The following is a 12,777-nucleotide window of genomic DNA, read 5'->3' as shown; positions in this document are numbered from 1 at the left end:
CCCGTTTTTATGAATGGTTTAGGAAGTTGGAGATGTAAGAACTAATTTCGGGGCGAAGAAAAATCCGACATGAATATACTACTGCTTGGCTCTGGCGGCCGTGAACATGCTCTCTCGTGGAAATTAACACAAAGCCCGTTATGCGATCAGCTATACATCGCACCGGGTAATGCTGGTACATCTCAATGTGGCATCAACGTGCAATTACGTGTCGATGATGATTTTGCTGCAATGGAAGAATTCTGTCGCAGCAAAAATATTCACCTTGTAATTGTTGGGCCCGAAGATCCGCTGGTAAAAGGTGTGTACGATTATTTTGAAACCGCACATCAAACCAATCCATTTACTGATGGCTGGCTGGGAGTAATAGGCCCATCCAAATACGCCGCACAGTTAGAAGGAAGCAAGGCATTTGCAAAGGCATTCATGGAGCGTCACAATATTCCAACCGCTTCTTATCGTGAGTTTACCGATGTCAACTTCGATGAAGGAAGAGAATATCTCATGAATCATGCATTGCCGGTTGTGCTGAAAGCTGATGGATTGGCCGCAGGAAAAGGAGTGATCATTTGTAATAATCATCTGGAAGCCGTGGCTGAATTTGATATGATGATCCATCAACACAAATTTGGCGACGCCGGTAAACGTGTGGTGATCGAAGAGTTTTTGAATGGAATTGAAATGAGCGTGTTTGTGCTCACCGATGGCAAAAATTATTGCCTCTTACCCGAAGCAAAAGACTACAAACGCATTGGCGAAGGCGATACCGGTTTGAATACGGGAGGAATGGGTGCAGTAAGCCCGGTTCCGTTTGCCGATGATGTGTTTATGAAAAAAGTGATCGATCGTGTGGTAGAGCCAACCATCAATGGATTTCGTAGAGAGAACTTGGTGTATAAAGGCTTCGTATTCATTGGATTGATCAAGGTGAACAACGAACCGTATGTGATCGAATACAACTGTCGCATGGGCGATCCGGAAACAGAAGTGGTGATTCCGCGGCTTAAAAACGACCTGGTAGAATTGCTCACAGCTACGGCAAACGGAACCATTGATACTGTCAAAATAGAACAGGATCCACGCTTTGCCGTTACCATGATGGCAGTAAGCGGTGGCTATCCCGGCGATTATATTAAGGGATATGAAATTGAAGGGCTCGACCAAACAGTCGAAGGTTCCATGATCTTTCATGCCGGCACAGCTGCTGAAGGAGATACAATTGTAACCAGCGGCGGACGTGTGCTTGCTGTAACATCAATGGGAAACGAGGTAGCTGATTGTGTGGCACAATCAAAAAATATACTGTCGAGTATCCGCTTCAAAAAAATGTATTACCGCAGCGATATTGGGTATGAATTTTTGAATACTAACTGAAACGTATAAACGAAGTTGAGCGACTCTTCTTTTCCTGTTTACTGCCATCAATGAAAAGTCAGGTGGTAAAGTGTTGGATGATGTTTTGAAAAATTTGTTGAAAAAACACTTACGGGCACGGTTTTAGCGTTGTTATTCCAAATTTTTCACTCAAATTTGCAAGCATCGGAACAATCAATTTCCAGTAACCAATATGGGACTCTTCAACTTTTTTATTCAGGAAATAGCTATGGACCTGGGTACCGCCAATACCCTCATTATACACAACGATGAAATTGTTGTAAATGAACCGTCTATCGTAGCACTTGATCGCAATAATCCAAAGAACGTTTTAGCAGTGGGAAAAAAGGCATTGATGATGCACGAAAAAACCCACGAAAGTATACGCACAGTTCGTCCGTTGAAAGATGGTGTAATTGCCGATTTCAATGCAGCGGAACTGATGATCCGTGAACTCATCAAATTAGTATTGACCAAAAAACCATTGTTTGCCCCCAAGTGGCGGATGATGATCTGCATACCAAGCAGTATTACCGAGGTAGAAAAAAGAGCGGTACGTGACAGTGCCGAGCAGGCCGGTGCACAGGAAGTATATCTGTTGCATGAACCAATGGCAGCAGCTCTTGGTATTGGCATTGATGTAGAAGAACCGGTTGGTAATATGATCGTTGATATTGGTGGTGGTACTACCGGTATTACCGTTATTGCGTTGGCAGGTATCGTGTGCGATCAGAGTATCCGTATTGCCGGCGATGAATTTACAGCTGATATTATGGAAGCACTTCGCCGCTACCACAGTTTATTGATTGGTGAACGTACGGCCGAGCAGATCAAAATTCAGATCGGTGCTGCCATGAAGGAACTGGACAATCCACCCGATGATATTCCGGTAAACGGTCGTGATCTTGTAACGGGTATTCCCAAACAGATCATGGTGAGTTACCAGGAAATTGCAGAAGCACTCGATAAAAGTATTTTCAAAATAGAAGAAGCCATCCTCAAAGCTTTGGAAATGACGCCTCCCGAACTGGCGGCCGATATCTACCGCAGAGGTATCTATATTACAGGTGGTGGTGCCTTGTTACGTGGACTGGATAAGCGTTTGAATCAAAAGATCAAACTGCCGGTTCATATTGCAGATGATCCGCTAAAGAGTGTGGTAAGAGGTACAGGTATTGCATTGAAAAACTACAATCGCTACCCGTTTGTGATGCGCAACTGATGATAGCATCCACAAACGGTGGAACCAATAAAACCCACCTTTCGTGCGGAATCTTTTTGCTTTTATCAGACGATTCTCAGTCTTACTTTTTTTCCTGGTGCTCGAAGTCATCAGTCTGATGCTTTTGTTCCGCTACAACAAATTTCATCAGGCGGCTTATATGGATACAGCCGGTGAAATTACAGGCAGTATTGAAGCCCAGTACAGTAAAGTAAGCGGTTACTTTAGTTTGAAAAAGGAGAATGAAGCATTACGTCGCCGGTTAACCGAAGTACAAAATAAGCTGGCCGAAAATTTTCAAAGCCCCGATACTTCACAACGAATCATCACTGATTCTATTCCCATTGATACGCTTGGTAACAAACGCAAGTACCTGTATATGGATGCAGAGGTTGTAAATAACTCTGTTTCGCAGCCCAATAACTATTTCACTATTCATCGTGGAACTAAGCAAGGCGTACAGCCGGGCATGGTAGTTATTTCACCCAATGGTGTAGCGGGTGTTGTATTGGATGCTACTGATAATTTTGCCACTGTAATGAGTATGCTCAACAAGCAAAGCCGCATCAGTGCACGGTTAAAGAAAACAGGCGAAAGCGGACGTATTGAATGGGATGGCAAAAACCCCCGGCAGGTGCAGTTGAGGGATATTCCAAAAAGTGTAAAACCGGCAGTAGGCGATACTGTTATCACCAGTCAGTATTCTGATTTTCCTCCGGGTGTGATGATTGGCGTAATTATAAAAGTAATTCCGGAACAAAGCAGTAATAACTATTTGTTGCAGATACGTCCTTCCAACGATTTCAGTCGTTTGCAAAATGTATTTGTGATATCCAACCTGCAACGCAATGAACAACTGGAACTTGAAAACCGTTTGAAAAAGAAGAAATGAGTACGCTCTTACGAAATATTATCCGTTTGATTTTATTCATCCTGTTGCAGGTGTTTGTACTCAATCAGGTGCCGCCGTTGCATCAATACATCACTCCTTATATTTATTTCCTGTTTATTTTGTGGCTGCCGTTCAGTCTTAGCCGCAGTGGATTATTGATCGTATCTTTTATTACTGGTATTTGTCTTGACTTCTTTACAAAAACGCCGGGGCTTCATGCAGCCGCCTGTGTATTGATCGGTTACCTGCGTCCCTTTCTCATTAACTTATTAATGCCACAGCAAGGAGTTGAATTTAATTACCGTGAGCCTTCGGTAGCAAGTTTGGGGTTTACACAATACATCACTTATGTATCAGTGCTTACACTTTTTCATCATGGTTTGTTATTTACCATCCAGGCATTCCAGTTTGGAAATATTTTATATCTCATTTTAAAAACACTCGGGTCAACTGTAATAAGTTTGTTGCTTGTTACCATTATAGAAATTATCTTTATACGCAAGCAGAAATTTTTAACCAATACCTGATCTTCCATTATTGAAAAACCTAGTAACAGGCTATGGCCGAATTTAATCAGTCACGACAAACCACCTTCCGTATTATTATCGGTATTGTATTCGCCATTATTCTTGTACGATTAATGACGTTGCAGTTATTTACATCCAAGTATTCAAAATTGGCGAGTGATCAGGCCATCCTCCGCAAAATTGTTTATCCAAGCCGTGGTATTATTTTCGACCGGAAAGGCAAAGCCATTTTGGATAACGTAACCATGTATGATTTGATGGTTACACCTTCGCAACTGAAAGGCGTTGATACATCTGCATTATGCCGCATCTTAAATATTGATACAGCCGAATTCAAAAAGAGGGTTGTTACATCGATCATTAAAAATTCACGAAACCGTCCGGGAGTTTTTGAACCACTGCTTTCCCCTGAGCAATATGCAAAAGTGAATGAGAACCTGTTCAAGTTTCAACCTGCCTTCTTTTTGCAGGAACGACCTATCCGGAGTTATCCATACAAAGCTGCTGCACACCTGCTTGGTTATATTGGTGAAGTAGATTCATCCATGCTGAAACGATCTAACTATTTTTATCAGATGGGCGATTTTGCCGGTCGCAGCGGATTAGAAAGTTATTATGAAAAAATATTGATGGGACAGCGGGGTATACAATATGTACTGCGTGATAATTTCAACCGACCCATTGGTCCATACGAAAACGGCGAATTTGATTCAGCTGCAACAGCCGGTCGCCATCTTAATACCTATATCGACATTGAAGTACAGGAACTAGCTGAGCGATTAATGAATGGTAAAGTGGGCAGTGTAGTGGCGATAGAGCCAAGTACAGGTGGCATCATCGCCATGGCATCGGGCCCCAGTTATGATCCAAACGAATTAACAGGTGGTGAATCAAGAAAAAATTTCAGCCGTTTATTTTTAGATCCTTCCTCGCCATTACTGAATCGTGGAATGCAAGGTGTGTATCCTCCGGGTTCAACGTTCAAGCCATTGGGTGCATTGGTGGCGTTGGATGAGGGATTGATCACACCGGATTATGGATATGCCTGTTTTGGGCGTTATGGCCCATGCGGTCGGCCTGCCTGCACGCATTCAAATGCAGGGCATGCTGCAAACCTGAGTTTATCAATTGCCAACTCCTGCAACTCGTATTACGCACATATGTTTCGCATGGCCATTGATAACCCTGCGTATAAAGATGTAGAGAAAGGATTGTTGAAATGGAAAGAATATATGACCGGCTTCGGACTAGGTCATCGTCTTGGGGTTGATATGCCGGGTGAATATGCCGGGTTTATTCCGGACACTGCACGATACAATCGTGTTTTTCGAAAAGGTGGCTGGAGTTCCTGCACTATTGCATCGCTGGGTATTGGGCAAGGCGAAATTCAAGCTACCCCATTACAAATGGCCAACGCCATGTGCCTGATTGCTAACCGTGGCTGGTATTACACGCCACACTTTGTGAAAAATATTGACGGCGAAACGCCGGAAGATACGGTGTTGAATAAGTACCGTCAGAAAATTTCGCCTTTGCATATTCCCAATGATTACTACCAGGCAGTAATTGACGGAATGGAGATGGTGGTAACAAATGGTACGGCCCGTAATGCACACATCGACGGTTTTGCTGTGTGTGCAAAAACAGGAACTGTAGAAAATTATTTCAGAAATGTAAAGCAGCAGAACCACTCGTTCTTTGTGGCGTTTGCACCAAAAGATAATCCACGGATTGCTATTTGCGTGGTGGTGGAAAATGCAGGGTATGGTTCTACATGGGCTGCACCAATCGCTTCGTTGTTGATGGAAAAGTTTTTAACGGATTCCATTGCGGGCGATAAACGAAAAGCAGAAGTGGAACGCATCAGCAATGTAACCATCACACCAACACGTATTAAGTACGAGCTGTTCAAACGTGATTCGATCAAACGTATCAAAGATTCAGTGATACGTATGAAGCAAAATCGTTTGCGTGTTGATTCAACGGCAATTGGTATGCAACAGCAACAGCTTCCAGTAGTACCTGCAGAAAAGCCGCAACAAAATAGTCAAACAGAAAAAATGATGGCTGTTTTACCATCCGATCGGTTCGTCATTAAGAAATTCAATTACACGTTTCATAGTTAATGGAAAATCAGGCCACCATAGGGAAAGGAGTAGATACGATCACCGTATTGTTATACTATGCATTGGTGACAGTTGGTTTCATTGCTATTTTTTCAGTAGAGTTCAGAGATGGGGATGCTTTTTTTCAATCCTTACTGGAGTTGAAAAAAAATTATTCAAAACAGGTACTCTTTATCGGCATCAGTTCATTGGTAGGCGTTTTTATTTTATTGACTGATAGTAAATTCTTTACCACCATCGCCAACCTGTTGTACATGGCTGGTATCTTGCTCATGTTACTCACGTTTGTAATTGGGAAAGATATCAGCGGATCAAGATCATGGATCGCATTGGGAGGTGGTTTCAATTTGCAACCGGCTGAGTTGTGTAAAGTATTTACTGCACTTGCATTGGCGAAATATTTAAGCCGGCAAGAAACTGAATTCACCACTTTCCGATCGCATGCAATTGCGTTTGCTTTAACGCTGGGTCCTGCATTGTTATCCATCTTGCAAAAAGAAACAGGATTGGCATTGGTATATTTTTCATTCTTTCTGGTGATGTACAGAGAAGGGTTACCGGCTATTTATCTCATTGCAGGCTTTTCAATTGTTGTATTGTTTGTTACGGCCATTGTGTTTTCGTTTCCTGTGTATGCCATTTTTATGGCAGCTGCGGTTGTAATTGCCTGTTATGTGTTGTGGCGAAAAATAAGACGCAATTATGGCTTGATGGTTTTTATTGTATTGCTGGCAGGCGCATGTGTGGGCTTTAAATATTTTGTTGACCATATTGTGTTTGATAAAATTCTGAAACCTTACCAGGCCGAACGTGTATTGAGCATGTTTGGTAAAAGTTATATTCCGAAGGATCCTGCACGGATCGCTCAATTTGAAAAAGAACGGGAAGCCGGAAAAAAACGTGATTATAACTACAATGTGAAGCAATCTAAAATTGCCATTGGTTCCGGTGGATTTTTAGGAAAAGGTTTTTTGAAAGGCGTAACCACTCAGGGTGATTTTGTACCGGAGCAACATACTGATTTCATTTTTACAGCTATCGCCGAGAGTTTCGGTTTTTGGGGCAGTGCTCTGCTGTTGGGCCTGTATTTTGTGCTCCTGTTCCGGATCATTACCCTGGCTGAGCGGCAACGAAGTACATTCTCCCGTGTGTATGCCTACAGCGTAGCCGCTATTCTGCTATTTCATGTAATGATCAACATCAGCATGACCATTGGTCTGATGCCCGTAATCGGGATTACACTACCTTTATTAAGCTATGGAGGGTCATCGTTGGTTACATTTACCATCCTGATCTTTATTATGCTGCGGCTGGATGCTGACCGAAGTATGGTGTTACGGTAAGCTGTATCAACTTTTTTCAAGTCCCGCTGTTTCATAATCGTGTTTTAGTTCATGCTGTATTTGCAGCGATTGATCACTGCTAAAACAAACAAATGAAAAAGTATCTCTGCACGTTTTATTTGCCTGATATGCTCGATGATGAATTTTGGGCATTGATCCCCGGACATCGCCAATATGTAAATGAATTAATGCGTGATGAAGTGATTGTTACGTATTGTGTAAACGATGTACGCAGTAAGGGATGGGTGGTGTTGAATGCCGCCTCTGAAATGGAAGCAGCCGCACTCATTGATCGGTTTCCCATCAGTAAGTTCATTCATTATGAACTGGATGAACTTTTCATCTTTGATTCCATGATCGGCGCACCCAAACTGGTTATGAACTGATTTCGTTGCTGTGCCTGTATCTTTGCAGCCTCAATGTTGTATTGTATACAACAGGATACATGAAATGATAACACAGTATACATGAAAATAATTCCACTTTCTGAAGGTAGTTTTACAGTAGATGGTTCTAAAAAATTTGTTCCCTTTGATCCCGAACGTGATAATATCAAAGACCGACCTGTAGGTAGTTTGTTGGTAGAAGTACAACCCTTTGTGGTGATCACTGAAAAAGATATTTTATTACTTGACACTGGTCTTGGTTTTACAATGCCCGATGGTACGTTGCAGATCCATCACAATCTGATGCAGGCCGGCATTAATCCCATGGAAGTAACAAAAGTATTGATGAGTCATTTGCATAAAGATCATGCAGGTGGTGTAAGCAAAGAAGATGCTGTATTGCAACAACAGTTTTTAAGTTTTCCCAATGCAACTTATATCGTCAATCAACAGGAACTGGAAATTGCAGTAAGCAAACTCTCGAAGTCGTATGCAATTGATGATGTGAGTTTATTAGCTGAATCAGATAAAGTACAATTGATCGAAAGCTCCGGTGTAATTGATGAGTACATCCATTATGAATGGACAGGCGGACATAGCCCATGGCACCAGGCATTCTGGATCAAAGAAAATGACGAGACGGTTTTCTTTGGTGGTGATGTGGCACCGCAGTTATTCCAAATGAAAACGAAGTTTGTAACCAAGTACGATTTTGATGGAAAGCTTGCTGCTGATCTTCGTGTAAAATGGTGGGAGCAGGGTCAAAAAGAGAACTGGAAATTTTTATTTTATCATGATCTTAAAACTCCGGTATTCAGCTTTTGATTCGTTGCTGAAGCATAATCGTTTTGTAGACGTATTACTACATATTCAATTTTTATGTAACGTAGGGAATTCAAACCTCTTATTAAGCAGATGGCATGAATGATGAACAAGCAACATCATTCATGCTTTTTTTGTTTTTTGGGTTAGCTGAAATGCTTTGCTGGCGCAGGTTTCAGGGCAAAAAAATAGGCCAACCCTGAAAAGAGTCGGCCGTTGCTAACCTATGAAAAACACCTATTCGCAAATTTATAGCATAAGAAATTAAAATTCCAAATTAATTTCTCTTTTGACGTTGCAACATTGGCCTGTTGGGGCGGTTTTTTAACTGATTCAATAACACGCCACGAAATTCACGTTCGGCCTGAAAGAATTTATTCATTCTGGGCTGTCCTATCACACCAACAAAACGATCACGATATTTTTTTCTTACATCAATGATCTTCTGTTCATCATCAACAATATCACGGTTGCTGTTATTCTTTTGTGCGATCATTACCTGCCGAACATCTCGTTTGTATTCGTTGTAAATGGGCCAGAAACGTTGTGCTTCATCCGTAGTTAAATTCAACTTTCTGCTGATGAATGCGATCTCCAATGCCTGGATCTTTTCCTGTTCTTTCGGATCGGGTTGGTCCTGAGCATACACATAGCTTGTTAAGCTACATGCAACGATCATCATCAGTGTAAATATTTTTTTCATAATCTGTTCCTCCGTTTCTTATTTTGTTTCTGTTTCTGTTTCTGTTTGTGGTTCTGTTGTGTTGTTGTTTGCTTCCGGTTGTTCCAATTGTTTCATCAATGAATCCAGAAACACATCATCCATATAATCTGTTTCTTCAGGCAACTTGCTTTGATCAATTGATTCGCTGATCTTCTCGACATCTTTTACATCCGATGTCATTTCCAGATAACTTACAATAGCATCATCACTCAATGCAGCTAATTCGTTATTAAATTGCTTTTCTGTTTTAATAGGTGAAATGATATCTACTGTATCATTTACGGTTGTTTGGTTGTTCATGAAGAAGTTAATTCCAAATGCAATCATTGTAAACACAACAGCGGCTGCTGCATAACGGATCAATAATTTGCGGCTGAAGAGGGAAACAACTTTTGTTGCCGAAGTTGTTTGTGTGGCAACAGTTGCTGCAATTCCATCAAAATAACCAACCGGTACTTCATACACATTTGTTTTGCTGATGCGGGCTAACACCGGTGACAATTCTTTCAACTCATCATTCACCGATTGCTCCTGTTTTCTGTTGATTTTGGAAAGAATATCGTCAGCTAAATTTTCGAAATAACCAGCTGGCACATCCTGCGGCATTTGTTTACCCACCACCTGCAGCAATGAATTTTCTTCATGTCCGCCGGCAGCAATTCGTGCCATGATCACCGAGCTCAAAGTGTCGAAATAAACCTCGGGCACCTGATACGGAACCATGGGGTTTAGTTGCGCCACAACGGGGCTGATGTCTTCTAACTCCTTCAATATGTCTTTACTACGTGTCATTTTCTGTATCTATAGATGATTTTCGAGGCTGAAAGTTTAACGGTTGAGGATATAATCCTCTATTTTTTTCACGGCATGGTGATAGCTTGCTTTGAGCGCTCCTTCGCTGGTTTCCAGCACACGGCTCATTTGCTCGTACGGCATTTCATCGTAATACCGCAGATTGAACACAGCACGCTGTTTTTCAGGCAGTTGCTGGATGGCCAACTGTAATTTCCATTCCAGCCGGTTGGCATCAAAATGTTTATCGGCCTTAATGGAGTTGCTAAGTCCGGTTTCAACCTGGTCCATCGAGATGGCTGTCCGTTTTTTCCGTTGTTCCAGAAAGGTGAGGCTTTCGTTGGTGGCAATACGGTACAGCCAGGTATAAAGCTGGGCATCTTCCCGGAAGTTTTCCAGCCCGTTCCATACTTTGATGAACATGTTTTGCAGCACATCGTTGGCATCTTCGTGCTCCACCACCATGCGGCGGATATGCCAGTATAATTTTTCCTGATATTTCTTGATGATACGGGTATAAGCCCGCTCTTTAGTAGCCGGCTCATGGAATTGCAGCAGTAATTCCTTGTCGTCTGGTTGCGTCATTGTTGAATAGAGGTTTTCTGGTTTGGATCTTTCTGAACGAGGTTAAAGTTAGAAAAAGCCGACGGTAAGATGGAATTTGGAGGGAGAAGTTTAATGAGGGTGAATTTTTCCAGTCTGTAATAAAAGGTTGTACAGCTAAGGCTGAGGCGCCTGCTGTTTTTAGGTGGTTATATTAAACTAACTTTTAGAAAAGTTTATAGCCTGATTTCCACCTGCCTTGTATTATTTGCAGGAATAAATATTGTATCGAATTTTTCAACATTCACACCATTGCCTTTAGCATCAACTTGAATAAAAGTTCGAATGTCTCCGGCAGTCTTAAATGTAATAGTTGTATCAATTGATCTCGGACCATTTATAACAACTCCGTCTGACCCGTTTCCGTAACCATAGCTGACAGTCAAAAAATTAAAGCCAGTTACTGTAGTTGTAACAATTCTGAGCTTTAAGGTTGCTGGCCGGAATAATAAAAGGTTCTTTACTACCGGGATATCAAAATCAGTAGAATCGAGATGATAGTTCGCTACTTTATTTTTAAAGAATGGACTATTAAACATATTATCCTTAAATGCTTCTGCATAAAAATATCCAGACACATACTGATACACGTTGCCGGGCATTACAAAACGGTAATTTCCCATTGCATCCGTTTTCACTCTTCCTAAAAAATCAGTCCTGCCGAATATACCGCCTGAGTAGTTGAAATAAAATTTCACTTCTCCGTTAGCTATTCCCTTGTTAAAGGCAGAGTCAAGTAAAACGCCTGTGAGAATATAGCATTTGCTGTTACAGGTAACCCCATCAAACTTTGGTTGTTTCATTTTCAAACAGCCAGTTGATGAAAGGACGAGAAGGAGAATGTAGAGGTGTAAAAACTCTTTTTTCATGGTATTTGTCGTCGTATTGAAGATACATTTTTTGCCCGACTGCCTAAAGAATGTTTCTAAGTAATATGCCTTTCTTTAAAAACAAAACCCCAACACATCGGTCGGGGTTTCTTATTCTAAGCAAGTAGTTCTCTTATTTTCTGCTCATCACTTTTTCGGCAGCGGCAACAATATCTACCACATCTAAACCATACTTCTTCAATAGGTCCATTGGTTTGCCACTTTCACCAAATGTATCTTTTGTTCCCACCATTTCGATTGGAATCGGGAAGTGCTTGGCTGCAACTTGTGCAATACTATCACCCAAGCCACCAATAATGTTGTGCTCTTCAGCAGTTACTGCACATTTGGTTTTTTTGATAGAAGCTAATACGGCTTCTTCATCCAGAGGTTTGATGGTGTGAATATTGATCACTTCAACAGAGATTCCTTTTTCCTGCAATTGCAAACCGGCTTGAATAGCGTACCAAACCATGTGACCGCAGGCAAAAATGGTTACATCGGTACCATCGCTGAACTTTTGTGCTTTGCCAATAATGAAATCATCTTCAGGCTTTGTAAAGATGGGCCATACGGGGCGACCGAAACGCAGGTAAACCGGTCCATGGTGTTCAGCCACAGCCATGGTTGCCTGTTTGGTTTGATTGTAATCGCAAGGAACGATCACGGTCATTCCAGGCAACATTTTCATCAAACCAATATCTTCTAAGATCTGGTGGGTTGCACCATCTTCGCCCAGTGTTAAACCGGCATGTGATGCACAGATCTTTACATTCTTATCACTGTAAGCAACTGACTGACGGATCTGATCGTACACACGGCCCGTACTGAAGTTGGCAAACGTCGTTGTGTAAGGAATTTTACCGCCAATGGTTAAACCGGCTGCAATACCGATCATGTTTGCTTCGGCAATACCTACCTGAATAAAACGCTCCGGAAATTCTTTAATGAAGGCCTGCAGTTTTAATGAACCTGCGAGATCGGCTGTTAATGCAACTACGTTTTCGTTTTTACGGGCGGCTTCTAAAATACCATCACCAAAACCGCTGCGGGTATCTTTATTACCACTTACCTGAATATCCTGTAATGCCATTTGC

At 41.8% G+C, this 12,777-nt stretch carries 13 protein-coding genes; 8 read left to right on the top strand and 5 right to left on the bottom strand.

What is annotated here, in order from left to right; all coding sequences use genetic code 11:
- Positions 1-69 precede the first annotated feature (69 nt).
- The 8 genes from purD to WG989_RS02935 all read left to right on the top strand — a co-directional run bounded on the left by purD (position 70) and on the right by WG989_RS02935 (position 8,695).
- On the top strand, positions 70-1,374 hold the full coding sequence (gene purD, locus WG989_RS02970) for a phosphoribosylamine--glycine ligase (protein WP_340427239.1): 1,305 nt from the start codon (positions 70-72) through the stop codon (positions 1,372-1,374).
- 193 nt (positions 1,375-1,567) lie between these two features.
- A complete protein-coding gene (locus tag WG989_RS02965) occupies positions 1,568-2,596 on the top strand; it encodes a rod shape-determining protein (protein WP_129131681.1) in 1,029 nt (342 codons plus the stop codon).
- Positions 2,597-2,639: 43 nt separating this feature from the next.
- Positions 2,640-3,488, top strand: a complete 849-nt coding sequence (mreC, locus tag WG989_RS02960; RefSeq protein ID WP_340427238.1) for a rod shape-determining protein MreC — start codon at positions 2,640-2,642, stop codon at positions 3,486-3,488.
- Positions 3,485-4,015, top strand: coding sequence for a rod shape-determining protein MreD (locus WG989_RS02955; RefSeq protein WP_340427237.1), 531 nt, complete (start codon positions 3,485-3,487; stop codon positions 4,013-4,015). The genes mreC and WG989_RS02955 overlap by 4 nt, the downstream gene beginning before the upstream one ends.
- A gap of 32 nt (positions 4,016-4,047) precedes the next feature.
- Positions 4,048-6,141, top strand: a complete 2,094-nt coding sequence (gene mrdA, locus WG989_RS02950) for a penicillin-binding protein 2 (RefSeq protein WP_340427234.1) — start codon at positions 4,048-4,050, stop codon at positions 6,139-6,141.
- Complete coding sequence (gene rodA, locus WG989_RS02945; protein ID WP_340427233.1) at positions 6,141-7,484, top strand: rod shape-determining protein RodA; 1,344 nt, start codon at positions 6,141-6,143, stop codon at positions 7,482-7,484. Before mrdA ends, rodA begins: the two co-directional genes overlap by 1 nt.
- 92 nt (positions 7,485-7,576) lie before the next feature.
- The gene (locus WG989_RS02940) at positions 7,577-7,870 is read left to right on the top strand and encodes a hypothetical protein (RefSeq protein WP_340427232.1); all 294 of its coding nucleotides are present in this window, start codon (positions 7,577-7,579) and stop codon (positions 7,868-7,870) included.
- 81 nt (positions 7,871-7,951) lie between these two features.
- Positions 7,952-8,695 carry an MBL fold metallo-hydrolase gene (locus tag WG989_RS02935; protein WP_340427230.1) on the top strand — a complete coding sequence of 248 codons (744 nt, stop codon included), beginning with the start codon at positions 7,952-7,954 and terminating at the stop codon, positions 8,693-8,695.
- Positions 8,696-8,969: 274 nt separating this feature from the next.
- Here WG989_RS02935 and WG989_RS02930 read toward each other — a convergent pair whose 3' ends face one another.
- From WG989_RS02930 to WG989_RS02910, 5 genes are all read right to left on the bottom strand, one after another.
- Complete coding sequence (locus tag WG989_RS02930) at positions 8,970-9,395, bottom strand: hypothetical protein (protein ID WP_340427229.1); 426 nt, start codon at positions 9,393-9,395, stop codon at positions 8,970-8,972.
- Between the two features lie 18 nt (positions 9,396-9,413).
- Complete coding sequence (locus WG989_RS02925) at positions 9,414-10,208, bottom strand: hypothetical protein (protein ID WP_340427227.1); 795 nt, start codon at positions 10,206-10,208, stop codon at positions 9,414-9,416.
- A gap of 36 nt (positions 10,209-10,244) precedes the next feature.
- Positions 10,245-10,793, bottom strand: a complete 549-nt coding sequence (locus tag WG989_RS02920) for an RNA polymerase sigma factor (protein ID WP_340427226.1) — start codon at positions 10,791-10,793, stop codon at positions 10,245-10,247.
- 194 nt (positions 10,794-10,987) lie between these two features.
- Entirely contained in the window at positions 10,988-11,680 is a 693-nt protein-coding gene (locus tag WG989_RS02915) for a hypothetical protein (protein ID WP_340427225.1), read from the bottom strand.
- Between the two features lie 133 nt (positions 11,681-11,813).
- Complete coding sequence (locus tag WG989_RS02910) at positions 11,814-12,773, bottom strand: transketolase family protein (RefSeq protein WP_340427224.1); 960 nt, start codon at positions 12,771-12,773, stop codon at positions 11,814-11,816.
- Positions 12,774-12,777 lie beyond the last annotated feature (4 nt).

Origin of the sequence: Lacibacter sp. H407 (genome assembly GCF_037892605.1) — a bacterium.
Classification (GTDB): domain Bacteria; phylum Bacteroidota; class Bacteroidia; order Chitinophagales; family Chitinophagaceae; genus Lacibacter.
This window is presented reverse-complemented; position numbering and strand designations above follow the sequence as displayed.